Here is a 24753-nt window from a genome sequence, read left to right as displayed (position 1 = left end):
ATTGCCGACTGCAACCGGCAACGTCTTGGAGGAGGTCAGAAAAATCAGAAGCGCGTGCGGATACCCGTGGCGACTTCGATCTGGTTGCTGTGGCCGTGCGTTCCGCCGACCGTGTAGCCGCCATGGAGCTTCATGTAATCGGCGGCCAAATACAATTCCGTGCGCTTCGAGAGGTGATAGAAGGTCGAGGCGTAGACCGTTTCCTTGTAGCCGCTGTGAACGCCGCCCGCCATGTCGAAATTGGACGAGGAGTTGGCGTTCGGAATCAGGCCGCCGCCGTTGCCGTCCGCATCCGCAGCCGTGTAAGCCGCGTTCTTCACGTGCATTTGCTGATAGCCGACCTCATAGTCGAGCGGGCCGTGCGGAGCGATCTTCATCGACACCGTCCATGCGTTGTCCACGCGATCCGGCAACGAGCCCTGCTTACCCGTGTAGTGGAAGTAGCCGGCATTGATACGGCCGATACCGAAACGGAAGTCGCCGCCGATCGATTCGGTCTGGTCGACGAAGCCGCCATTGTTCACGTGGTTGTAAAAGCCACCCAACGAAAAGTTCGGGCCGTTGTACCCGAGCGCCGCCTGGTAGCCCGAACCCGTCGCGAATTGCGTCGAGTTGCTGAACTGGTAGTCGGCGGCCGCATAGATGCCGTTGCTGAACAACTTCTTCCACGCGATGCTGTTTTCGGAGCGCGTACCGGTCGGGCCAGCCGCGTAGAACACCAGTTGCTTGAAGTTGTTCGAGTTCGTGTACGCGCCTTCCTTCGTCGAGAACGTCGAGCTCACGTACGGGTCGCCGTACAGGCCAGAAAAGTCCTTGGAGACCGTATCCTGGAAGCCGACCGTGACCTGGCCGAGCGTGGGATTCACGAGACCGACCCACGAATCGCGGTCGAATAGCTGACCGCTATCTTCCATGTTGCCGTTCGTGGGAACGAACTCGCTTTCCAACGTGAAGATAATCTTGTTGCCGCCGCCGATATCCTCGGCGCCGCGCAAGCCCCAACGGCTACCGCTGAACCACGGTTCGCCGCCCGCGTCGCCCGGATGCCCCATCGCGATCAAATGATTGCCCGCTGCGTTCGCATTCGTCGTATAGGTGACGGCGCTCAAATCGATGAGACCGTAGAGCTGCACGCTCGATTGCGCATGCGCGCCCGTTGCTACCAGAGCGCCTGCCGTCAGCGCCAATGTGCGATACGTCTTTTTCAAGATCGTCTCCTCTTTACTGCGTTGAAATTTTGTTCTTGCGTCAGCACGCCCCGCATTCGGAGCATCGCTCTTCATCGCCGCAATGGAGACCATCGTATTCGCCGCTATCCTTCACGCTCCTTTCGCGTATCTTTAGTACAACTAAGTACTTTCACTTAAATCTTTCTCCCCGATCGCACGTTCGAATCCCACGGGACGAATTAAGCCGATCCTTAGGATCCGTCCTTCGCCTTCAGCACATAACCGAGCCCGCGCAACGTCATGATTTGTGCAGTCGAATGAGTTAGATGCTTGCGCAACCGATGAATGTAGATGTCGATGGCGTCGGCGCTGGGCTCGTCCTCCAAGCTGTAGACGCTATCCATCAGCGCCGTCTTCGATACCGTCTTGCCTTGCTTGAGCATCAGCGCCTCGAGAATCGCATGCTCGCGCCGGCGTAGCGCGAGCGGCACGTCTTGATGGCTAAATTCGCGTGTATTCGTGTTGTAGTGCAGGTCGCCACAGACCATCGAAACCGACTTCCCGCCCGCCTGCCGCCGAATCAGCGCTTTGATCCGCGCAATGAGTTCTCTCGCATCGAATGGCTTGACGACGTAATCGTCGGCCCCCGCACTGAAGCAATCCACCTTATCGTCGATCGAGCCATGCGCCGTGAGCATGAGCACGGGCGCATTGTCGCCACGCCGCCGCAAACGCGCGAGCACGTCCTTGCCGCTCATGCGCGGCAGCCTCATATCGAGCAGGATCACGTCGTAGCGCTCGGTGAGCAGAACCGCATCGGCCGTTTCGCCGTCCGGCACGCTATCGACGGCGAAATTCTCGCCTTGCAGCAAGTTCACGATCCAATGCGACAACTCGGCATTGTCTTCCACGAGCAGCAGCTTCATCGTTTCAATCCTTCCATGCCGGCAGGCGCACGGTGGCCACGAGCCCCACCCGCCCCTTGCCCGGCGCGACCCCGACACTTCCGCCATGCGTCTGCGCAATGCGCTGCACGATAGCGAGGCCGAGGCCCGTTCCCTCCACGTCCGTCATCCCGCGATAGAAGCGCTCGAAGACGTGCGCACGCATTTCGGCCGGAATGCCGGGCCCATTATCGACAACTTCAAGAACGACCTCCTCTCCCGCGAGTCGGCAACGCGCGGTCACCGCGCCGCCCGCCTGCGTATATCGGATCGCGTTGTCGACGAGGTTAGACACAAGCGCGGTCAACAGTTGCTCGCTGCCCGCCACCCGCAGATCGCCTTCCAGGTCCGCGCCGAGATCGATGTCGCGCCGCTGCGCAGCCAGGAGCGATTCCTCGAGCACCGACGACACGACCTGGGTCATATCGACCGACACGTTCGGCGCAGGCGACGGCGCCGATTCCGCACGCGCGAGCAGCAGCAACTGATTCGTAATCTCCGTCATCTTGCGGCTGGTGCGATGAATGCCCGTTAGCGCATCGGAAAGTGCGGGCTCGTCGGCCACGCATTGGCGCGCACACTGCACCTGCGTATCGAGCAACGTTAGCGGCGTGCGCAATTGATGCGCGGCATCGGCAATGAACTGCCGCTGCGTACTCGTATGCAGCTTTAGACGCGCGATGCACTGGTTGATCGCATCGACGATCGGACGCAGCTCGGTCGGCAAGTGATCGACGCGCACGGGCTCGAGTTGCATCGGATCGCGATCGGCCACGTCGTCCTTCAACTTCATGAGCGGGCGCAGCTCGCTCGTCAGGCCGATCAGGACCAACACGACGGCCAGCACGAGCATCAAGCCCTGCCGGATCAATTGCGGATGCCACAGTTGCGCCAGCATCCCCGCGCGCGACGCCTGCGTCTTGCCTACCACGACCACCACCGACAGCGCCTCGCCGGCATTGTAGAGCTGACGTTGGTAAGCCACTGCGCGAATCGCTTGATCGTCGAGCGTCGTATCGTAGAACACCGGATAGGCCGCATGCTCGCTCGGCAATGCGAGTTCGGGTGTGCCGCCCAACAGCCGATCGCCGTCGGCGACGATCCGGTAAAACACGTGATCCTGGTAAGGCGATTCGAATATTTCCAACGCGGCGGGCGGAACGTTCGCGAGCAACTCGCCGTTGCTCCATTCGACGTCCTCGCCGATCGTGCGCGCCGAAGCGAGCAGCGCGTTGTCCTGCAGCAGATCGGCTGTTTGTCGAGCGGCATCGTAAGCCATCACACCGGCCACGACCATGAACGCCGCCAACGGCAACAACACCCACCACAGCAGGCGGGCGCGCAAACTATGCATCATCGACCGACGCCCTATGAATGAACTGTGGCTCATGCCGCGTCGACGCACGCGGCGTCGGCGCGGCATGAGCCTGCCGCCTCGATCGCGCCCGACCGGCGCGATCCGTCGGAATCAGAATGCAGCGGGTCTCCATTTCAGCAGACGCTTTTCCAGCCGGGTCAGCAAGTAGTCGCAAGCCAGCGCCACGACGGCCAACACGATCATCGCCGCGAACACGCCGCTCGCATTGAACGCGCCTTGCGCCGTGGAGATCAACAAGCCGATCCCTTGCTTCGAGCCGAGGAATTCGCCGACGACCGCACCGACGAGCGCAAAGCCGAAGCTCACGTGCAAGCTCGCCAAGATCCACGACAGCGCCGACGGAATGACGACCGCCGTCGTCAATTGCCGCTTCGACGCGCCCAGAATCTGCGCATTCGCGATCATATAACGGTCGGCCTCGCGCACGCCTTGGAACGCATTGCCGAAGACGACGAAGAACACCATGACCACCGCGAGTGCCACCTTCGATGCCATGCCCAAACCGAGCGCGATCACGAACACCGAACCGAGCACGACGCGGGGGATCGAGTTGGCAACCTGGATATAGATGCTGAATACGTCCGACAGCAACTTATTGCGCCCGAGCACGACGCCGCAGATGACGCCGGCCACCGAGCCGATCGCAAAACCGATCGCCGTCTCCTCGAGCGTCACCCACACTTGCGTGAGCAGCGGCCCTTGCGAGGTGCCGTTGGCGAACCAATCGAGAATTTGCGCGAAGATCAGCGAGGGCATCGAGAAGAAGAACGGATCGATCCATTTCAGCCGGCCGGCGAGTTCCCAGCCGCCGAGCCAGACCACGAGTACGAGCAGGCGCAGGCCGATAATCAATGCGCGACGCTGGCGCAACCGCCGCTGCGCCGCCTTTTCCACTTCGGCGAGCGACGCTTCTATCGGGCTCGCTTTGGGTTGTTCGAAGGTAGTAGCCATAGTAGACATCTCAGTCTTTCCGGTATTCAAAGTCAAGCAATCTGCACTTCTTCGCGCAGGTCGTGCCAAATGTCGCGCGAGAGTTCGATGAAACGCTGTTCATAGCGAATCTCCGAAGTAATGCGCGGGCGCGGCAGGTCGATTTCATAGACCTTTTTCAGGGTCGCGGGGCGCGCCGTCAGCACGAACACGCGATCGGCCAGCGCGATGGCTTCTTCGAGATCGTGCGTCACGAAGACGACCGAGCCCTTGTTCGCCGACCACAACTGAAGCAACTCGTCTTGCATGAGCGTCCGCGTTTGCATGTCGAGCGCCGAAAACGGTTCGTCCATCAGCAAGATTTCGGGCTTGTTGATGAAAGTCTGGGCCAGCGCGACGCGTTTGCGCATGCCGCCCGAGAGTTGATGCGGGTAATGATTGCCGAATTTCTCGAGGCCGACGCGGCGCAGCCAGTCCTTCGCCTCGTCGTAGGCGGCGGCCTTCGAGCGGCCGCGGAACAACGGGCCTGCGGCGACGTTGTCGAGCACCGAGCGCCACGGGAACACGGCGTCGGCCTGGAATACGAAGCCGATGCGCGGATCGATGCCCGTAACGGGATTGCCCATGACGCGCACGCTGCCGGTCGTCGGCTGAAGCAGGCCCGTGATCATGCTGAGCGTCGTCGACTTGCCGCAGCCGGTCGGGCCGACGATGGCGATGAATTCGCCCTTGGCCACCGACATGCTGAAGTCGCGCAGCGCGATCGTCGCTTTGCCGTCGGGCGAAATAAACCGGCATGACACCGAGTCGAACTCGATGACGGGTGTGTTATTGGAAGCAGCGTGGTTCATCAGAGCAATCCAAGCAATTTGGGTGGGCGCCCGAACGGCGGCGCCCGGGGTACGACAGGGGGAGACCGTGTTAGGCCCATCGAACCGCGCGCTCGCGCATCGCGGCTCGGCAGGCCGGTTAATGCTTACTTCGCGGCAACGAACTCGTTCGTATAAGTCTTCGACAGATCGACGTGCTTGCCCTTGATCGCCGGGTTAAAGCCCGACAGGACCTTGAGCACCGTCGTCGGGCCGTCGGCCGGCATCTTGCCGTCCGCCGTGTACATCGGCAGCGACGCCTTCAAAGCGGAGAGATACAGCGCTTTGTCCTTCTGGTAATCGGCCGGCATCTTGGCGGCAATTTCCTCGGCGCTGTGCGTGTGGATGAACTGCATCGTGCGCACGAACGCATGCGCGAGCTTCGCCGCTTCATCCTTGTGCGCGTTGACCCAGGCCGATTGCACGTACAAGCTCGAGGCCGGATAGGTGCCGCCGAGCGCCGCCTTGGTGCCGTCGAGCGAACGCATGTCGACGAGCACCTTGGCATCGCCCGTCGCGAGCAGCTTCGAAACCGTCGGCTCCGTCGTCATACCCGCGTCGATGCGCGACTGCTTGATCGCAGCGATGAAGCTCGCATCGGCGCCGACCGGCAGCATCGTGTATTGCGACGACGCGATGCCGTGCTGGCCGGCCAGATATTGCGTGAGGAAGCTCGTCGACGAGCCCAGACCCGTCACGCCGAGCGTCTTGCCTTTGACGTCGGCCATCGATTTGATGGTATCGGCAGCCTTCGTCGAGACCATTTCGACCTCGCCGGGCACGTGGCCGAACACGACGATCGCCTCGACATCCTTACCCTTCGTCTGCAGATCGATCGTGTGATCGTAGAAGCCGACCACGGCTTGCACCGCGCCCGCGAGCAATTCGTTTTCGGCATCGACGCCGGCCGGCTGCGACAGCAGCTCGACATCGAGTCCTTCATCCTTGAAATAGCCCAGTTGCTCGGTTAGCTTCGCCGGCAAATAAATGAGCTTTGTGATCCCCCCGACCATGATCGTGATCTTGCCGCTGTCGGCGGCCATGGCGCCATGGGAAGCCAGGCCGAACAGCAAGGCGGAAGCGAGAGCGAAAGTGCGGATTTTCCGCGGCGTCGGGTGCATGCGAGTGTCTCCTCATTTATGTCGGCGCGGTGTTGCGCCGGGTTGCATCGATGGAGCGATTCTAGGTGGGGCAATCCTTCCCGAGCCTTTCACAGCATAGGCGCAGATATACGGGATTACCATGACGAATCGCGGCGGTTTTTCGGCTCGCTGCGGCGGCGCCGGCGCAATACATGACATTCCTTGTCATCTATTGGGGACTATAACCGCCCCATCCGCGGCCGCACGCGCATCGCCTCGCGCGGCACTCGGACACGATAAAGCCGCGGCGCCCCGCCTGCGCGCGAAGCCACGAGGATACGCACACGAGATGAGCCCGTCGACGAACGCTTCTTCCCCTCCCGGGCGCCAACCCGGGCCATCGCACGGCAGCCTGACCGTGCTTCAAGGCGCGGCGCTTTACGTCGGCGCCGTGCTCGGCACCGGCGTCATCGCCCTGCCCGCCTTGGCGGCCGAGGTGGCCGGGCCGGCCTCGCTGGTGGCTTGGCTCGCGCTCGTGGTGCTGTCGGCTCCGCTCGCCGCGACGTTCGCCGCGCTCGGCGCGCGCTATCCCGATGCGGGCGGTGTCGCCACGTACGCTCGCCAAGCATTCGGCCCGCGCGCCTCGGCGATCGTCGGCTGGTGCTTCTACTTCGCCGTACCCGCCGGCGCGCCGGCCGCCGCGATCTTCGCGGGCGCCTATGTGGCTGCCGCGGTCGGCGGCGGCGAACAGACGGTGCTGGCGACGAGCGCGGCCTTACTCATCGTCGTCACGGCCGCGAACGCATTCGGCGTCACGATCTCCGGGCGCATGCAGCTTATCCTGTCCTCGCTGCTCGTCGCGCTGCTGGTCACGGCCGTCGCCGCGTCCGCCCCGCATGCGCGGGCCGGCAACCTTCATCCGTTCGCCCCTCATGGATGGCTGGCCGTCGTGCCCGCTGCCGCCTTGCTCGTCTGGAGCTTCGCCGGTTGGGAGGCCATTACGCATCTCGCCGGGGAATTCAAGCATCCCGCGCGCGATCTGCCGCGCGCCTCGGCGATCGCCGTGGTGGTCGTAGGGGTGCTGTATCTGGCCGTCGCGCTTGCCAGCGTGCTCGTGCTCGGCCCCTCGGCCGGCCGCTTAAGCGCGCCGCTCGCCGAGTTGCTCGTGCGCGGTATCGGCGGCAATATCCGGCTGCTGGCCGCCGGCGCGGCGCTGCTGCTAACCCTCGGCACGATGAACGCCTACTTTGCCGGCGCCGCCAAGCTCGGGGCGGCGTTGGGGCGCGACGGCGCCCTGCCGGCCTGGTTCGCCGCCGGCAGCCTCGCGGGGGACGTGCCTCGCCGTAGTCTCGCCGTCATTTGCGCCCTAGCGGCAATCGGCACCCTTGCGGTCGAGTTAGCGGGCGTGGGTCCCAAACCGCTCGTCTTGCTGACGACCGGATCGTTCGTGACCGTCTACGCGCTCGGCTGTGCAGCGGCATTACGGCTATTGCCCCGCGGGACGGCCGCCCATCGCTGCGCCCAGTGCGCGCTTGCGTGCGTCGTCGCGCTCTGCTTGGCAACGGGGTGGTTTTTGCTGTGGCCGCTCGCGATGAGCGCCTGCGCGCTGCTCTACCTGCGCGTGAGCCGCCGTCGAACGCGCGACGCCGCCGTTCGGTGCGACGTGTCTTGAGCCTTCGTGGGCGGCGAGCGCTCCTCACGCGCTATTCAAGTAACTATTACTTCATCCCCGACTTCATCCCGGCCGCTCCGCTCACGCAAACGTGTGCGGCCGCGGCACGCCGGCAGCCCCTTAAATCAAGGCCAGCCGTTCGTCAAGCTGGGACGAGCGCCCCTCAAGCTTTACATTCCCGAGCCGTTAAAGAAGCAGGCACACATTAGATGATCGAACGCTGTCGTCCTTCTTTGCTCCATGCTTTCGGAACGCTCCCCTCGCGGGCACAACCCGCACCCGCTGTGCCGCCTTGCGCTCGTGCTCTCGATGCTCGTAGCCGCGAGCCGCGTCGCCGCCGCACCGGCCGATACGGCCGGCTCGGCGAGCGATCTCGCTTCGATGCCGCTCGAAGCGCTGATGCAGGTAAAGGTTAGGACTGCTACCTTATTCAGCCAGCCGGTGGCCGATGCACCGGCGGCCGTCGTCGTGCTCACGGCCAAGGACATCCAAGCCTTCGGCTGGCGCACGCTGGCCGACGCCCTGGCTTCGCTGCCCGGGCTCTACACGACGTACGACCGAACCTATTCGTACCTCGGCGGCGGCGGCTTTCAGCGGCCCGGCGACTACAACAGCCGCTTCTTGCTGTTGATCGACGGCATGCGCGTGAACGATTCGGTCTACGATCAAGCGCCGATCGGGGACGATTTTCCGCTCGACATGGATCTGGTCGAGCGCATCGAATACGTACCCGGCCCCGGCTCCGCCGTCTACGGCTCGAACGCGCTGTTCGGCGTGATCAACGTCGTCACCAAGAAGGGCAGCGACATCCACGGCGCCGAAGCCGCCGCGTCGGTCGGCAGCTTCGGCGAAAAGCGCGCGCGGGCCACCTACGGCTGGCATGGCGAGAACGGCGCCGACCTCGTCTTGTCGGCCACGAGCTTCGTGCGCAGCGGGCAGGATCTTTACTACCCCGAATTCGACACGCCCGATCAGAACAACGGCGTGGCGCAGCATCTCGACTACGACCGCGCACAGTACCTGTTCGCCAAATTCGCGTACCGGGATTTCAAGCTCAGCGCCGGCTACGGCAACCGCACGAAGGGCGTGCCCACCGCGCCCTATCAGGCAATCTTCGATACGCCGGAAAGCACGAGCGATACGCACAGCTTCATCGATGCCAAGTACAGCCATGCGGTGACGAGCGGACTCGAACTGGCGTCGGAGGTCTACTGGGAGCGTTACGACTATCGCAGCGACGGGTTGTACGGTACACCCGCGCTCGAGAACATCGACGGCGACAAAGCGATTTGGTACGGCGCCGACGTGCACGCTACCCTTACCACGATCCCGCGCAACAAGCTCGTCGCGGGCGTGAGTCTCACGCGCGACGCCAGTCGCAACCAGTACAACTACAATGCCGATCCGTATCAGTCGATCCTGGACGATCGTCGAAGCAGCCATTCCATCGGCGTCTATGCGGAAGACGAGATCCGGTTGCCATGGCGTTTCACGCTGACCGCCGGGTTGCGCGTGGACCGGGAAACGATCTCGGGCACGAACGTCAGCCCACGCTTCGCACTGAATTACAAGCCGACGAGCGCCGATACGTTCAAGCTCATTTATGGGCATGCCTATCGTGCGCCGAACGCGTACGAACTCTATTACACGATTCCCGGCGCGGGCGGCCAGGACGGCAATCCGGCGCTCAAGGCCGAGCACATCACGACGACGGAATTCGTCTACGACCGTGCATTCGGCGAAAACGCGCACGCCACCGTATCGTTGTTCCAATACGACGTGCGCGATCTCATCACCGAAACGCTGGAGCCGTCGGGGCTCTACATGTTCGAGAACACCGACCACGCGCGCGCGCACGGCGTCGAACTCGCCTACGAGCAAAACGTGGGTTCGGTCGCGAAAATCCGCGCGAGCTACGCTTGGCAGCTCGCCCGCGATACCGACACGGGCGCCGTGCTGCAGAACTCTCCGCGCCAGCTTGGAAAACTCAACGTGACCGTACCGCTCTTTCGGCACGGCGCACGTCTCGGCGCGGAGCTGCGCTGCGAATCCGCCCGCTTGGCGCAGGCCGGTGCCGCTAGCGGGTACTGCCTCGGCAACGTGACGATCGGCAGCGCGCGCTTGGTGCCGCACGCGGACGTGTCGTTCTCCATCTACAACGTGACGAACAGAGTCTACGCTGACCCGGCCGGCCCGAATTTCACGCAAAACACGATCCCGCAGCAAAGCCGGACCTTCGTGCTCAAGCTCGTCTACGGTTTCTGACATGCGAACCGCGAGACCCGTCCTTCGTCGCATCGCGCTTTGCTTGCTGGCTGCATCCGCTTGCGCGCGAATGTGCGCCTACGCGCAAGCGGATCTCTATTCCCTCGAAGCCGCCTACATCTACAACTTCACGGAGTTCACCGAGTGGCCGGCCGCACCTGCCGGCGGTACCAGCCTCACGGTCTGCGTCAGCGCGCATTCGCCGCTGGGTGCGACGCTGGCCAAGCTCGACGGGCGTGCGGTGGCGGGCCGAGCATGGAGCGCGAGGCCCATTACCGATAACGCGGCGCTGCCCGCGTGCAATGTCCTCATCGTCGACGACCCCGCTTCGAACACCCTCGCGAAAGCCGCGCTCGCCCTGCCGATCTTGGTGGTGCGAACCGCCGACTCGGAGGGCGGCGACAGCCGCTCCGTCATCACGCTGTTTCGCGAAGGCGACCGGCTTCGGTTCGACATCGACAACACGGAAGCGGTGCATCGCCATCTCGGGCTCAGCTCGAAACTGCTCCGCCTCGCAAGGAACGTGACATGAAACATAGCGAGAACCCTGCGCCGAGCCCCATGAAAGAGATGGCACGCGTCAAGCTCGCCGGTTTCGGCGTCGCCTTGTTGATCTCGGGCCTCGTGCTGCTCGCCTATCAAGCCATTGCGTTGCGCTCGACCTTGATGGCCGACGCCACCGTACAAGCCGACATGATTGCCGACAATGTGTCGGCCTCGGTCTTGTTCGACGATCTACGCTCGGCGCAGGAAACGCTGCATTCGCTGCGCAACGTCCCTTATGTCGCCAGCGCCGGCATCTACACCGCGGACGGCAAACGCTTCGCCGCCTATGCGAAACCAGGGCTTTCTCCTCACGAGCGCCTCGAAGCCAACCCGCTCGACGTCGAGCGCACGAGCCGGCGCTTGTTGTTCGACGATGTCTTCGTCGCGTCGACCATCACGCAAAACGGGAAGACGCTCGGGACGGTCGTCGTCGTCGCCACGACGAAGCAAATGGCGGCCGAATTGCTGCATTTCGCGCTGTTCATCCTTGCGGCATCGCTATGTGCGCTATGGATCGCGTTCGTCATCACGTCGCGGATGAGCGCTCGGATCGCGCAGGCGGAAGAGAAGCTCGAATACTTGGCTTCCACCGATCCGCTCACGGGCTTGCCGAATCGCCGTGCGTTCTACGATGCGTTGACCGAGCGCTTGCAGCGCGGCGCCCCTGGATGCTCGCGGGCTGCGTTGATTCTGGTCGATCTCGACGATTTCAAGAATGTGAACGACACGCTCGGGCACGGCGCCGGCGACGAATTGCTCAAGCATGTCGCCGACGCGTTGCGGCAAAGCGTACGGGTGGCGGATCTCGTCAGCCGGATCGGCGGCGACGAATTCGCCGTGCTCGTCGCGATCGCGAAAGAAAAGGCCGAAGGTATTCGCACCGCCGAGCGGATCGCACGCGCCCTCGCCCGCCCGTTCGATCTCCCGCGCGCAAGCATCGTGGCGAGCGCCAGTGTCGGCGTGAGCGTTTATCCCGACGACGCAGCCGATATCGCGGCGCTCGTGAGCAGCGCCGATATCGCGCTGTACGCCGCCAAAAGCACGGGCAAGAATGCAGCGGTCGAATTCCATCCGAATATGACCGTCGAGGCGCGCCGCCGCACGCGGCTCGAAGCGCAGTTGCGCAAGGCGATCGAGGAAGACGCCCTGAGCCTCGTCTATCAGCCGCAGTTCTCCTGCGAGACCGGGCGCATGATCGGGGTCGAGGCACTGGCCCGTTGGATTCACCCGGTGGACGGGGAGATCTCGCCGATCGAATTCGTCCCCGTGGCGGAAGACAGCGAACTGATCGTGGCGCTGGGGCGATGGGTGCTGCGGCGCGCTTGTCGCGACGCCGCGCGCTGGAACGCGGAGCCCGGTGTCGAACTGCACGTGGCGGTGAATGTCTCGGCACGCCAGTTGCGCGAGGCCGACTACAGTCAAGACGTGATGGCGATCCTCGCCGATAGTGGTCTTTCTCCGCATCTGCTCGAACTCGAACTCACGGAGAGCCAACTGATGGCGAACATGACCGCCGGGGTCGAGGCGATGCGCCAACTGCGCGAAGCGGGCATCCGCCTCTCGCTCGACGATTTCGGCACGGGTTACTCCTCGCTATCGTACTTGCAGTCGTTCCCCGTCAATAACCTGAAGATCGATCGCGCATTCGTGAAACCGTTGCCGCAAGCCGGACAGCCGATCGTGACGGCCATCATCTCCATGGCCCACAGCTTCGGTATCGGCGTCGTCGCCGAAGGCGTGGAAGACGCGGCGCAACTGGCATGGCTCACCGACGCGGGCTGCGATATCGTGCAAGGCTATCTGACAGGCAGACCGATGCCGTTCGAGCGCATCACCGATCTGTTGCGCAACGAAAGCGAGTGCGAGGATTCGGAACCGTTGGGCTAGATCGCTACAGATCGGCGTTCGACGCGGTGAACGCGCTGAACGCCGTGTGGGTCGGCTCGATCGGCGCGAGATCGTTCATGACGATCCCGAACGTTTGGTCGCCGCTGATCAAGTCGTAGTACATCACCGCCTGAATCCCTTCTTGCTTGCGCGCCGCGTAAAAGCGCTGAAGCTTTTGTTGTACGTAGTTCGCCCGGAATTGCTCGTTTTCCTCGGGCGCCGCGTTCCACTCCGTAATCATGAACGGCACCCCGTAGCGCGCCTTGCAGTACGCGGGCAGATTGAAGCCCGGGCCCGCGCCGTCGATGCCGATGTCGAAGATGTCGCCGTACGGCTGGTAGTTGTGCCACGTCGTAACGTCCCAACGCATCTTGCGGTAGCCGCCGGACCCGTCCGGCTGCTCGCCGTCCCAAAGAAGATCCGACGCACCGATATCGGCCACCGTGAAATTCACGCCGCACTTCGCATTCGGCTGCACGGATTTGACGCCGTCGATCATGCCTTGAATGGCGCCCCGGAGGATGGGCCAGTTCGCGTTGTTGAAATCGCGCGGCCCCGTCCCGGCCTGAGTGGCGTTCAGAATGATCGCGCGATCGCGCGTGAGTTCGTTGCCGCATTCGTACAGCGCGATGCCATGCGGGCCCAGTGCTCGGGCCACGGTAGCCGCGCCGGCACGAGTCGCGAAATAGGCGGCGCTCTCGCTCGGGTACAAGTTGCCGTTGCCGTCGCGCAAGCCGAAGTTCAGCATCGGCAACAGCGTGAATCCCACCGAACGGAATGCATCGGCCAGTCCGATCAGCGCATTCACTTGCTTGGACGACCCATCGCAGCCCACGCGATAGCTCGTGCAACCGAGCGATTGCAAGGTCGCGACGATCTGCTGCGGCGTGAACGGATAATCGAAGTGACCGTTGATTCCGTAGAAGCCGCCCGACGGTACGGCGAGTGCGATGCGCGGGTCGCTACACGGCAGCCAGCGGTCGGCCCACGTCATCACGTAAAACTGGCCGCCCGTGCCGCGCTGATAGACCATGCCGCCGTACCAGAGCAGGAGACTCACGTTGTAGGAGTCCTTATCTTTTACGCCGTTCTTGTAAATAAATCCGTTGCTGACGGTCCATACATTGTGTAGGCGGTCGACGATCGCGGTCGCGGAAGGAATGACCGTACCGTCGGTAGACACTGAAAGTGCGGCACCTGTTACCGAGGATGTGCTCGCGACATTGCTCGCGGCGATAGCTTCGCCGGCTCCCAGGCCACCGAATGCAACGAGCACGTGCCCGCCCGCGAGAGCGGCCACGTTGCCCAGGAATCGACGTCTCTTCATCATCACGTAATGCCTCCATGATCGAGTAGCAAATGAGTAGGTACGACCCTTGCGAGGTCGGCCACTCTGACCATGCGAACGTCGAAAGAGTTCGGCGCGAAGGGGCTTTTTTTCTTCGAAAACGCGCATACGTCCCCCCGTTTTCATATCGTGACATCGCATAGGCGTATCATCCGTAGCGCGCCGATCGGCCCCGTTCCGATGTCGACGGGTGCCAGCCCCTCTCTTACGTTTATGCGTTTATGGATACGCACGACCTCGAACGCCTCGTGACGCTCGCCATGCCGTTCGGCAAATACCAAGGCCGACTCATCGCGGATTTGCCCGGCCATTACCTCAATTGGTTCGCACGCGAGGGGTTTCCGCCGGGAGAAATCGGCCGCCTGCTCGCGCTCATGCAGGAACTCGATCACAACGGCTTGCGTCCATTGCTCGATCCGTTGCGTGCACGCGAAAACGCCAACGCTGTCGATCGGAATGCGAAACGATGAGTTCGTATCGCTGGACCGAATATCGTTAGGATGCCTAATCGATTGAACAATGCGCGGCGCATTGCGCGCGCTAAATCAGCAAGCACTCGATTCGTTTTGCATAGTCGGCACACTACGCGCCGAAACGAGGCTCGCTACGTGGGCCCGCCTATGCGCCGGCAAAAGCGGCTTGCCGGGACAATGCCGTTCGCGGCATTCGCCGCGTCATCCGGCGGACATCGAACCATGGCGCAATACCCTGGGGCTTTGCGATCCGCATAGCCGCGTGACCGCATAGGCCGGGTGCACCTTTTTTAAGGCTCTACCGGCCAGATAGTGGGTAATATCCGCCATGCGCCCTCGCGTGGGTCGCGCATTGCGTCAGTTATCCCCATTTTCTGTTGGCAATGCTGTGGACAAGCTGCAGATTAACAGCGTAAGTTGTTGATTGAATTAAGAGCGGAGCGCGGTGCACGCAATGGTGCGCTCCGCGCTTTCCACCTGCCGGTTCATTCGTCGATCGAGAGTATTCGCCATGCTTAGAAAGCTCGTTTTGCTGCTCGCCGCCCTATTCGTCACGATGTCCACCGCGTTCGCCGGCCCCGTGGACGTCAACACCGCGGACCAAGCGACGCTGCAAACCCTCAAAGGAATTGGCCCAGTCAAATCGAAAGCGATCGTCGACGAGCGGACCGCGCACGGTCCGTTCAAGAATGCCGACGATTTGGCGCGGCGCGTGACCGGGCTGGGCATGAAATCCGTCACGAAACTCGAAGCCGAGGGGCTGACGATCGGCGGCTCCTCCGCCCCGCCGACCGGTGCCGGTGCCGGTGCCGGCGCCAAGCAAGAGAAGGCGCCTGCGGCGATGGCGCCGGCGCTGGCGGCCAGCGAACCTCGAAGGAAATGGGGCCTGCGCGCCCTCCCCTCACAGGCGGCTTCGTCGTCCTCCGCAAGCGCGGCATCGAACGCGCAAGCCACTCAATCGAAAAAGAAAAAGAAAGATAAAACAAAGGCCGGCTCGGCGGCATCGGGTACTTGAGCGCGCCGCATCCGGTCATTCCCGCGCCGTAGGGCGCATTTTTCTTCGGCGCCGCACGACACCGGGCTGCGCCGCTTCAACAGGAGCGTCATCATGGGTCTACTCGATGTAGTGGGTTCTTTTCTGGGCAACGCGAACGCGGGTGGCCAACAACAGAACGTACTGACAACCGTGACGGAGTTCGTCAACAACCAGCCGGGCGGGTTGCAAGGGCTGATTCAACAATTCGAAACGCAGGGCGCGGGCGGTCTCGTTCAGTCGTGGATCGGCGGCGGCGCCAACCAAGCCGTCTCGCCCGATACGGTTCAAAACGTCGTCGGCTCGGGTGCCCTGGGCGAGTTGGCCGGCAAGCTCGGCGTGTCGCCCGAGCAAGCTTCGAGCGTGCTCGCGCAAGTGCTGCCGCACGTCGTCGACCATGGGACGCCGAACGGCGAAGTGCCGGCGAGCGGACAACTCGATACCGCGAACATCCTCGCCTCCATCGGGCAAGCCGGTGGACTGGGTTCGCTCGTGGAAGGCCTGTTGGGGAAAAAAGAAGGCTGAGCCGGCGCGGCTCGATGTGCTAAGCGGCGGTAGCGATCGGGCATTGGCCTCGATCCTACCGCCGATTCGACGCGTTACGGCGATGCCCTACGCAAGCCCGTAGGCAGGCAGGCGAGCCAAGGCTCACTCCGGAGATGCATCGCTACCCGTTTCATTGCTCTGCGGCTGCGCGCCCTGTGCTTGCGCTGCGTTCGCGTCCGCCTGTGCAGGCTCGGCGCTGGCGCCCTCCGAACTCGGTTGGCTCGGTTGCGATTCGCCGGCAGCGGCCGGAGCGGCCGCGTTCGGCTTGCCTTGCGCTTTGCGGCGCCCGCCCGGGCCGCCCTTCGCCTGGTTGCGTGCGAAGGCCGCATCGCGCGCCGTCACCGTACCGGCCGGGGCGCCGGACAAATCGACGCGCGCCGCGCCGTCGGTCAGGCACGCCCAATAACGGCTGCCGCGGCACCACGTACTGACAGCATCTCGAATCTGCGCCTCGCTCAGTTGCAGCTCGGCGGCCTGCGCCAGCAAATCGGCCAGGATACCGACCTTGAGCGGTACTTTCGGGGCCGGATTCTTCGGGAAGGCAGCCGGGAAGCGCTTTTGCAGCGTTCCGATGACGCGCACGACGGGATCGACCGGCGGCGTCTTCTCGCCCGTGCGCACGGGAGCGCCGGCTCGCGCGGGCCGTGCGGGCCGCGCAGGCCTATCCGTCTTCGGCGCGCCCTTGCCCGCCGGCTTTGCCGCCGGCGCGGGCGTATCCGCCGCGCGCTCTTGCTGCTTCTTCAACTTCGCTTCTTTCGTCAGCTGCGCCTTGAGCGCAGCCAGTTGCTCGAAACCCATGCTCTGTCCTGTCACCGCAAACCTGAATCGGACGACAATAGTATCAGCGTCGCCGCTCGCGCGCCGCATACACCGACATTCGCGCGCGATCGGCACCGCTGCCGGCAACAGGGATCTTGACTCGATGCACGTCAAGATCGTGCGTTGCCAGCCCCGCGCCGTCGAGCCGTCCGTTCAGACGCCGTGTCGCGGTCCTTCTGCCGGATCGCCTCGGAGCACGGACATACCGATTCTCGGCCCCCAGTGGCGGCTATAGGCCAGTTGCACGAGCAGCATCGCAGCCGGTTCCGCATAGCGCGCCAACGATAGCGGCCCCGCATCGACCGGCTGCGCATCGATCTCCCGCACGAGCCGGCAGACCACGGCGCGCGCAGGGTCGTCGTCGCCGCAGACGAACACATCGGTTCGCTGATCGCCGATCCGCATGCTGGACGAATGCAACATCTGCGCAAACGGCGGAATCGCCTTGACCACCGTCGCCCAGGGCGCCAGCCGCGCCACCTCTTCGCCGCCCGACGTGTCGGTACCGATCGCCAGCCCGCTCAGGTCGGGCTTCAGCGCGTTCGTACAGTCCCACAGGATGCGCTGCGGCGGAGCACTGCCGGCTTGAGACAGCGCCTCGTCCACCACGCTCCAAGGCACGGCAAGCACGATGACGTCGCCGAACTCCACCGCCTCCGACACCGTACCCACCCGCGCACGCAGGCTGGCCGCTGTCGTCGATAGCCGTTGCATGTCCAAGCTAAAGCTGAGCATCGCGCAATGCCCTTTGGCGATCAGCCGCTTCGCGATGCCGATGCCGACGTTGCCCGCGCCTATGATTCCGATCCTCACGTTCGTCTCCTTCTCAAGTATCAGCGATGTCAGCCATTCTGGGTATGGCATAGCCGCCGGTCTATAATCGTCGGTAGAAAAACAGTTATGAGCACGAGTAATAAATGAAACCGGACGGCAATAGCTCCATCGATCTGCTCAAGGCGCTGCGCACGTTCGCGCAAACGGTCGAATCGACGAACTTTTCGACGGCGGGCCGCGAATTGGGCGTGACGCCCGGCGCCGTCAGCAAGCAGATCGGCATGCTCGAATCGTTTCTCGGCTGCCGGCTGTTTCAGCGCACCACGCGCCGCCTGTCCGTCACCGACGAAGGGCGGCGTTTGTACGCGATGGTGCGCGAGCCCGCGCGGCAGATCGACGATGCAATCGCAGCGCTGTCCTCCGATGAAACGCAACTGGCGGGCACCGTCAAAGTGTCGCTGCCGATGGCATTCAGCCGCGCGGCGATTCTGCCGACTCTCCAAGGCTTCGCCGAGCGCTATCCGCGCATCGCCCTCGATCTGCGCTTCGAAAACCGCGCCGTGGATCTGATCTCGGAGGGTTACGACTGCGCCATCGGGCAAATGCACGACGGCGATTCGAGCCTGGTCGCGCGCACGCTGTTGCCGTTGACGCTCGTGCTGTGCGCAGCGCCCCAGTACCTCGCGCGCGCGGGCACGCCCGAATCGATCGACGATCTCGCGCGCCATCGGCATGTCGTCTTTCGCTCGCCGCGCACGGGACGCGTCGCGAGTTGGAAGCTACGGATGCGAAACAAGGAAATCGTGTTCGAGCCGAGCGAGCAGCTGGCCGTCACCGATGCGGAAGCGGTGACGGAGCTGGCCGTGGCCGGGTGCGGTATCGCTTTGCTCGGTGCCCACCACGCCGCCCCGGCAATCGCCGCCGGCACACTGCGTCTCGTACTGCCCCAATACGCGGCGCAGCGCAGCCCGATTTGCATCTATTACGCCGCGCGAAAGCATTTGCCGCCGCGCGTGGCCGCGTTCGTCGAATACGTTGTCGAGGAAGTGCGCAAGGGGCCCCTCGTCAAAGCGAGCAAGGACCTCTTGCAGCGACGCTTACATTCGCCGCGTTGAAACGCCGCCCCCCCGATTCGACAGGGTTCCTCCTAGTGAAGACAACCTCAAGATAGCGCTACCATCATTCGCCAGACCATTCGCCAACCCCTGTCCGACTTCGGCCGGCAATCGGAGAATCCTCAATGCGATCGACTCAGCAAGCGCGCGCACGAGCGCGCCGTTCCTTCGTCAGTCTGACCGCCTGTGCGGCGGCCGCATGGGCCTACGCATTCGCCGCAAGCCCGGCACAGGCCGCCTCGGTCGAGGTATTGCACTATTGGACGTCGGGCGGCGAAGCGAAATCGGCGCAATTGCTCAAGCAGATGCTCGAGCAAAAGGGCGATACCTGGGTCGACTTCGCGGTGGCGGGCGGCGGCGGCGGCAACGCGATGACCGCGCTAAAAACGCGCGTCGTGGCGGGCAATCCGCCCGCGGCCGCCCAGATCAAGGGTCCCGCAATTCAGGAATGGGCCGATCAGGGCGTGCTCTTACCGATCGACGATGTGGCCCGTGCCGGCAATTGGGATCGCCTGTTGCCCCCCGAGATCGCAAGCATCATGAAATACAAGGGCCAATATGTGGGCGCCCCTGTGAACGTGCATCGCGTGAACTGGCTCTGGATCAACGCGCAAGCGCTCAAGAAAGTCGGCGCGCAACCGCCGGCGACATGGGACGCGTTCTTCAAAGTGGCCGATGCCCTGAAGAAAGCCGGCATCACCCCGGTGGCGATCGGCGGACAGCCCTGGCAGGAAGCGGAAACATTCGAATCCGTCGCGCTCGGCGTCGGCGGTGCCGATTTCTACAAGAAGGCATTCGTCCAGCTCGATCAGGCCACGCTGAAAGGCCCGACGATGGTCAAAGCGTTGGAAACATTCAAACGGATCAAGGCCTATACGGACGAAGGCCAAGTCGGGCGCGACTGGAACATGGCCACCGCCATGGTGATCAACGGCCGTGCCGCCATGCAATTCATGGGCGATTGGGCAAAGGGCGAGTTCACGGTAGCGGGCAAGGTGCCCGGCAAGGACTACCTGTGCGTGGCGGCACCCGGATCGCAGAAGGACTTCACGTTCAACGTCGATAGCTTCGTCTTCTTCAAGGTCAAGACGCCCGGCGTCGAGAAGGGACAAAAGGATATGGCGGGCCTGCTCATGAGCCCAGCGTTCCAAGAAGCCTTCAACCTGAACAAGGGCTCGATTCCCGTGCGCCAGGATCTGAGCCTCGCGAAGTTCGACGATTGCGCCAAGCAATCGTCCGCCGATTTCAAGGCCGCGGGGACAACGGGAGGCCTCGTGCCCTCCTGGGCGCACGACATGCTCGTTTCCCCCGCCGTGGAAGGCGCGTTTTACGACGTGCTCGGCAACTACTGGGTCAGCAAGGACGAAACCGCGCAGGAAGCGGCCGACAAGCTGGCCGCGGCCGCGAAGACGGACTGACGAACAGGCGATCCGCCGCCCGCACCCGGGCGGCGGATCGGATCGTCAGGCTTGGCTTTTAGTTAGGCGCGCGCGCCGTTCGTGGCCTCGCGCATCGCGCGATACTCGCGCCGCACAATTTCCATGAGTTCGGGCACCGAGGTCTTCGCGCTGTGCTGCTCGTACGTCACGCGGCCGCGCTGCATGAGCATGATGCGATCGGCGATATCGAGCGTTTGGGCGTAGTTGTGCATGATCATGACGATCGACAGTCCGCCCTTGTCTTTGAGCCGAAGAATCAAATCGATGATGAGCCCCGCTTCGCGCGCGCCCATCGCCGCCAGCGGCTCGTCGAGCAGCAAGATGCGCGCGTTGGAATTGACCGCGCGCGCCACCGCGATGGCCTGCCGTTGTCCGCCCGACAAACGCTCGACGGGCATCGTCACCGACGGCACATGCACGCCGATATCTTCCAAGCACTGCGCCGCGCGCTCGCGCATCGCGCGGTGGTTCAGAAAGCGGATCGGCCCCGGGTAGACGATCTCCCGGTTCAAGAACATGTTGTGGTAGATGCTCAGCGAATTGGCGAGCGCAAGGTCTTGATAGACGCATTCGATGCCGAGCGCGCGCGCATGATCGACCGAGCGCAACAACGTCTGCTCGCCGTGGATAAACAGCTCGCCTTCGGTCTGCTGATGAAAACCTGTCAGGATCTTGATCAACGTCGATTTGCCGGCACCGTTGTCGCCGAGAATCCCGAGAATTTCGCCTTCGGCGAGGTGCAGCGAGACGCCGTCGAGCGCCGTGACCGCACCGAAACGTTTGACGATGTTTTGCGCCTGCAACGCGAGCGGCGCTTCGTTCGTGGCCATTACGACCTCCCGCGCCGGCCGAGCCGCGACACGTGAATATTGAAGATCATCGCGGCGAGAATCGCGGCGCCGAGAATAATGTTGAACGTGAAGGCGTTGATGCCGATCAGCGTAAAGCCGTCGTTCAACATGCCGAGCACGGCGGCGCCGATCAGCCCGCCGATGATCGTGCCCGAGCCGCCCGTGAGCGGCGTGCCGCCGATGACGGCTGCCGCGACCGCGAGGAACATGATCTGATTGCCGCCGGCCTGCGGGTCGATCGACGTGATCCGCACGCCCTCGAGAATGCCCGTGAGCCCCGCGAGTACCGCCGCCAAGATGAAATTGCCGAGCTTGAGCCGGTTCACGTGAATGCCGGCCTCCGACGCGCCCAGCGGATTGGCGCCGCTCGCGACCGTATGCAGCCCCCAACGCGTGTGCTTGAGCATCGCGTGCATCATGAGCGCGATGACGACAGCCCAGCAAATCTCGCTGTAGCCCCAGCCGCCCATGACGGCCGTGAACACCGGCCCCCCAGGCGTCGAGACGGGCGTGCCGCGCGAGATCGTCAGCGTGACGCCGTTGATCAAGAACAGCGTGCCGAGCGTGGTGACGAACGAAGGCAAACGGAGAAAGACGGTAACCGCGCCGTTGACGAATCCCACCAGCCCCGCCGCGGCCAACCCGGCTGCCACGGCGAGCCACATCGGCGCGCCGGCATCTTGCGCGAACGCCATGATGAACGGCGCGAACGCGAACACCATGCCCGCCGATAGATCGATTTCCCCGCCGATCATCAACATGATCTCGCCGAATGCGATGATCGCGGCCGGCGCGACGAACTGCGAGAGATTTTGCAGGCTCGCGCTCGTCAGCAGGAAATCGTGGTTGGCGGTTTCGAAATACGCGCCCACCGCCACGGCCACGAGCAAAATCCGCAGCTCGGCCGACCACGCGAAGCCGCCGAACCTCGCGCGGGGGCGCGAGGCGGCGGAACGTCCATGCGCTTCGTTCACACTATCGCTCATTCGATCGTTCGCTCATCTCTATGACTTGATCGCGCCCGAGCGCGGTACGATCTGCGCCTTCGTGCTCTTGCCTTCGTAGCGGGTGGACGTGTTCAGGTACGGATCGACGGTCGACTTCGTCACGAACTTCAAACCGCTATTGACGTCCGCCGGCCCCACGAGCCCGCCCGAAGCCAAGTAGGTGAAGGCTTCGACGACTGTATAGAACCCTTGCACGTAGGGTTGTTGGTCGATGGTGAAATCGAGGAAGCCGTCGTGAATCAATTGGACTGTGGTCGGCAAGAGGTCGAACCCGCCGCCGTGCACGCCCTTGGCCGGCAAGTTCGATTCCTTCATGACTTGCGCGACGCCTTGCGTGCTGCCCGCGTCCACCGCGAACATGCCCTTCAGATCTTGGTGACCGAGGTAGAACGACTTGATCTTCGACAGTTCCTCGTTGACTGTCGCACCCGTCGCGATCGTTTGAATCTCGATCTTCTTGCCGGACTTCTTGATCGCATCGGAGGCGCCGTCGAGCCGCGGCTGAATGTTGAGCTGCCCCGGCGTGGCGATGAACAGCGCCACCAGCCCGCTATCGACGAGATTCACGATGCGCTCGCCCATCTGATAGCCCGACTGGTACAGGTCCTGGCCGATATAGGCGAGGCGCGGGTTCGAGCTGCCGCGCGGCGCGTCGGCGTTATACGAGAACACGGGAATACCGGCGTCGAGCGCCTTCTGAATCGGCGCGTTGAACGCTTTCGGATCGACGATCGGCACGGCGATCGCATCGGCCTTCGCGGCGATCGCGGCATTCATCGCGTTGACCATTTCGCCGACGTCCGCATTGGCCGAGCCGGTCCACTGGTAATCCATGTTCAGAATCGCACAGGCATCTTGGATGCCGTATTGCGTCGGAACGAAGAAGGGGTTCGTGGTGACGTGATTGACGAAAACGATCTTCCAGCGCTTGTGCGACGGAAACGGCGCCTCGGCCGCCTGAGCGGGCGAGATCATGCCGCCCATCATCGCCAGTGCCGCGCCTAGGCCGGCGCCCTGCAACAACCCTCGCCGCGTCCGGTTCATACCTTCATCGGCCGCCGCTTGCAACTGATCCTGCGCATCGTCTCGCTCGCTCGTCATCACATCCTCCTTCGTTTTCGTTGGCTGAATGCTTCTTGCGAAACGGCGCAAGCCTTGCTCTGCCTGCGCCGCACTTCGCCCCCGGCGTGCCCCGCTCGCTCGCGAGATAACGAGCTGCGCGGTGGCCAATGCATAAACGCATGCCATGCTAGCTCACCGGCTTGGCGACCTTAATCCATAGATACCCTTAACTAGTCGGACTATTTGAAGCCTTCGTCGACAGAAGGTTCATCCGCATGAAACGCATTTCCGCTTGTTTCGAAACAGCGCGTGTAAAACACAGCAAGACTACCGTAAGGAACCGTGCCCTCGGCATGCGGGCCGATATCGTCTGAAAATTGAAAGCCCTACAGAGTAAGACTATTTCGAGGCATGTATATCGCGCACACGGCTCATGGGCGGCCTATATCGCGGCCGTCGCCGGCGCGCTCGCGCGCGCTGCGCCGCCACGCCATGCACAAGGTTAGTGGACAATGCGTGTCGAACCAAGCCAACCTGTCGCACGTTGCACTTTTCGTTTCCAGCCTCGCGCTTTGTGCGCCGGCACGAACGGACGCACCAAGACGCTCAACCGATGACATGAATACGACTCCCGCCGCACCCGCGCCCGGCGATATCCGCTTCGTCGGTCTCCCCGCGTGTGGAGACCGAGGACCTTTGTCGATCGAGTGCCAATGGATTCATCCCGACCGTACCGAGGCGCCCGTTGCGCTGTTCCTCCATGAAGGGCTCGGCTCGATCGCGATGTGGCGCCGCTGGCCACGGCAGCTTTGCGATCGGCTCGGCATGCGCGGGCTTGTTTATTCGCGCCCCGGTTATGGACGGTCGACGCCGCGCGCGCACGAGGAGAAGTGGCCGGTCGATTATCTTTCGCGGCAAGCGCGCGATGTGCTACCCGCCCTGCTCGACGCCCTCGGCATCGACGAAACGCAGCGGCAACGGATGTGGCTGATCGGGCACAGCGACGGCGCCTCGATCGCGCTCTTGTATGCGGCGGCCTTTCCAGGGCAACTCGCCGGTGCCGTCGTGGTCGCTCCCCACGTGTTCGTCGAGGACGTCTCGGTGCAGGGAATCGAAGAGACGAAGCGGGCCTACGAGCAAACCGATCTGCGCGAGAAGCTGAGCCGTTATCACGCCGACGTCGACTCGGCCTTTTATGGCTGGAGCGACATATGGCTCGCCCCCGCGTTCCGCGCGTGGAATATCGTCGAGCCATTGGCGACGATAGAACGCCCGTTGCTGGCCGTGCAAGCGCACGATGATCATTACGGGACAATGGCGCAACTCGATGCGATCGGACAAGCGGTCGAACATGCACACCTGTGCAAGCTACCCTTCGGTGGGCATTCGCCTCATCGGGATGCGGGCGAGATGCTGGACGATGCGATCGTGCAATTCGTCCTGGCTCACGACGGCGGTTGATCTTCCGTACACGGACGCACCTGTACCTGCGAGTTCGACCACGAACGCGCGCTCGCCGAAATCGAGATCGACATCGAACGCGT

The 24753-nt window shown here is 63.3% G+C and carries 22 protein-coding genes; 10 read left to right on the top strand and 12 right to left on the bottom strand.

Annotation, left to right across the window (positions count from 1 at the left end; translation table 11 throughout):
• Positions 1-44: 44 nt before the first annotated feature.
• From ACTHN9_RS07885 to ACTHN9_RS07860, 6 genes are all read right to left on the bottom strand, one after another.
• Positions 45-1283 carry a porin gene (locus ACTHN9_RS07885; RefSeq protein WP_440536207.1) on the bottom strand — a complete coding sequence of 413 codons (1239 nt, stop codon included), beginning with the start codon at positions 1281-1283 and terminating at the stop codon, positions 45-47.
• 137 nt (positions 1284-1420) lie between these two features.
• Positions 1421-2095 (bottom strand): response regulator, encoded by a 675-nt coding sequence (locus ACTHN9_RS07880; RefSeq protein WP_440536198.1) that lies wholly within the window; start codon positions 2093-2095, stop codon positions 1421-1423.
• A 4-nt stretch (positions 2096-2099) separates the two neighbouring features.
• Positions 2100-3470, bottom strand: coding sequence for a sensor histidine kinase N-terminal domain-containing protein (locus ACTHN9_RS07875; protein ID WP_440536197.1), 1371 nt, complete (start codon positions 3468-3470; stop codon positions 2100-2102).
• Positions 3471-3581: 111 nt separating this feature from the next.
• Positions 3582-4442, bottom strand: a complete 861-nt coding sequence (locus ACTHN9_RS07870) for an ABC transporter permease (protein ID WP_440536196.1) — start codon at positions 4440-4442, stop codon at positions 3582-3584.
• A gap of 32 nt (positions 4443-4474) precedes the next feature.
• Positions 4475-5272 carry an ABC transporter ATP-binding protein gene (locus tag ACTHN9_RS07865; protein ID WP_440536195.1) on the bottom strand — a complete coding sequence of 266 codons (798 nt, stop codon included), beginning with the start codon at positions 5270-5272 and terminating at the stop codon, positions 4475-4477.
• 125 nt (positions 5273-5397) lie between these two features.
• Entirely contained in the window at positions 5398-6411 is a 1014-nt protein-coding gene (locus ACTHN9_RS07860; RefSeq protein ID WP_440536194.1) for an ABC transporter substrate-binding protein, read from the bottom strand.
• A gap of 310 nt (positions 6412-6721) precedes the next feature.
• Here ACTHN9_RS07860 and ACTHN9_RS07855 point away from each other — a divergent pair, with 310 nt between their 5' ends.
• The 4 genes from ACTHN9_RS07855 to ACTHN9_RS07840 all read left to right on the top strand — a co-directional run bounded on the left by ACTHN9_RS07855 (position 6722) and on the right by ACTHN9_RS07840 (position 12742).
• On the top strand, positions 6722-8044 hold the full coding sequence (locus ACTHN9_RS07855) for an APC family permease (RefSeq protein WP_440536193.1): 1323 nt from the start codon (positions 6722-6724) through the stop codon (positions 8042-8044).
• A gap of 240 nt (positions 8045-8284) precedes the next feature.
• Positions 8285-10309, top strand: coding sequence for a TonB-dependent receptor plug domain-containing protein (locus ACTHN9_RS07850; RefSeq protein WP_440536192.1), 2025 nt, complete (start codon positions 8285-8287; stop codon positions 10307-10309).
• Between the two features lies 1 nt (position 10310).
• Entirely contained in the window at positions 10311-10841 is a 531-nt protein-coding gene (locus ACTHN9_RS07845; protein WP_440536191.1) for a YfiR family protein, read from the top strand.
• Complete coding sequence (locus tag ACTHN9_RS07840; protein WP_440536190.1) at positions 10838-12742, top strand: putative bifunctional diguanylate cyclase/phosphodiesterase; 1905 nt, start codon at positions 10838-10840, stop codon at positions 12740-12742. Before ACTHN9_RS07845 ends, ACTHN9_RS07840 begins: the two co-directional genes overlap by 4 nt.
• 4 nt (positions 12743-12746) lie before the next feature.
• Here ACTHN9_RS07840 and ACTHN9_RS07835 read toward each other — a convergent pair whose 3' ends face one another.
• Entirely contained in the window at positions 12747-14072 is a 1326-nt protein-coding gene (locus ACTHN9_RS07835; RefSeq protein ID WP_440536189.1) for a hypothetical protein, read from the bottom strand.
• 239 nt (positions 14073-14311) lie between these two features.
• Between ACTHN9_RS07835 and ACTHN9_RS07830 the strand changes: the two genes are divergently transcribed.
• From ACTHN9_RS07830 to ACTHN9_RS07820, 3 genes are all read left to right on the top strand, one after another.
• Entirely contained in the window at positions 14312-14560 is a 249-nt protein-coding gene (locus ACTHN9_RS07830) for a DUF3820 family protein (protein WP_440536188.1), read from the top strand.
• Between the two features lie 514 nt (positions 14561-15074).
• Positions 15075-15578 carry a ComEA family DNA-binding protein gene (locus ACTHN9_RS07825; protein ID WP_440536187.1) on the top strand — a complete coding sequence of 168 codons (504 nt, stop codon included), beginning with the start codon at positions 15075-15077 and terminating at the stop codon, positions 15576-15578.
• A gap of 93 nt (positions 15579-15671) precedes the next feature.
• Positions 15672-16121, top strand: a complete 450-nt coding sequence (locus ACTHN9_RS07820) for a YidB family protein (protein ID WP_440536186.1) — start codon at positions 15672-15674, stop codon at positions 16119-16121.
• Between the two features lie 123 nt (positions 16122-16244).
• Here ACTHN9_RS07820 and ACTHN9_RS07815 read toward each other — a convergent pair whose 3' ends face one another.
• Together ACTHN9_RS07815 and ACTHN9_RS07810 are read right to left on the bottom strand one after the other, a co-directional pair.
• The gene (locus tag ACTHN9_RS07815) at positions 16245-16940 is read right to left on the bottom strand and encodes a ProQ/FinO family protein (RefSeq protein WP_440536185.1); all 696 of its coding nucleotides are present in this window, start codon (positions 16938-16940) and stop codon (positions 16245-16247) included.
• A gap of 174 nt (positions 16941-17114) precedes the next feature.
• On the bottom strand, positions 17115-17774 hold the full coding sequence (locus ACTHN9_RS07810; protein WP_440536184.1) for an NADPH-dependent F420 reductase: 660 nt from the start codon (positions 17772-17774) through the stop codon (positions 17115-17117).
• A gap of 104 nt (positions 17775-17878) precedes the next feature.
• Between ACTHN9_RS07810 and ACTHN9_RS07805 the strand changes: the two genes are divergently transcribed.
• Together ACTHN9_RS07805 and ACTHN9_RS07800 are read left to right on the top strand one after the other, a co-directional pair.
• Positions 17879-18850: a LysR family transcriptional regulator gene (locus tag ACTHN9_RS07805; protein WP_440536183.1), complete on the top strand. Its 972-nt coding sequence runs from the start codon at positions 17879-17881 to the stop codon at positions 18848-18850.
• A 125-nt stretch (positions 18851-18975) separates the two neighbouring features.
• Entirely contained in the window at positions 18976-20268 is a 1293-nt protein-coding gene (locus tag ACTHN9_RS07800; protein WP_440536182.1) for an ABC transporter substrate-binding protein, read from the top strand.
• Positions 20269-20330: 62 nt separating this feature from the next.
• Here ACTHN9_RS07800 and ACTHN9_RS07795 read toward each other — a convergent pair whose 3' ends face one another.
• Genes ACTHN9_RS07795 through ACTHN9_RS07785 form a run of 3 tightly spaced genes read right to left on the bottom strand, consistent with a single transcriptional unit; the run spans position 20331 to position 23248 of the window.
• On the bottom strand, positions 20331-21119 hold the full coding sequence (locus ACTHN9_RS07795) for an ATP-binding cassette domain-containing protein (protein WP_440536181.1): 789 nt from the start codon (positions 21117-21119) through the stop codon (positions 20331-20333).
• Entirely contained in the window at positions 21119-22126 is a 1008-nt protein-coding gene (locus tag ACTHN9_RS07790) for an ABC transporter permease (protein ID WP_440536180.1), read from the bottom strand. Before ACTHN9_RS07790 ends, ACTHN9_RS07795 begins: the two co-directional genes overlap by 1 nt.
• Positions 22127-22144: 18 nt before the next feature.
• A complete protein-coding gene (locus tag ACTHN9_RS07785; protein WP_440536179.1) occupies positions 22145-23248 on the bottom strand; it encodes a sugar ABC transporter substrate-binding protein in 1104 nt (367 codons plus the stop codon).
• Positions 23249-23827: 579 nt separating this feature from the next.
• Between ACTHN9_RS07785 and ACTHN9_RS07780 the strand changes: the two genes are divergently transcribed.
• Positions 23828-24670, top strand: a complete 843-nt coding sequence (locus ACTHN9_RS07780) for an alpha/beta fold hydrolase (protein WP_440536178.1) — start codon at positions 23828-23830, stop codon at positions 24668-24670.
• Positions 24671-24753 lie beyond the last annotated feature (83 nt).

Origin of the sequence: Trinickia sp., from assembly GCF_051953405.1 — a bacterium.
GTDB lineage: Bacteria > Pseudomonadota > Gammaproteobacteria > Burkholderiales > Burkholderiaceae > Trinickia.
This window is presented reverse-complemented; position numbering and strand designations above follow the sequence as displayed.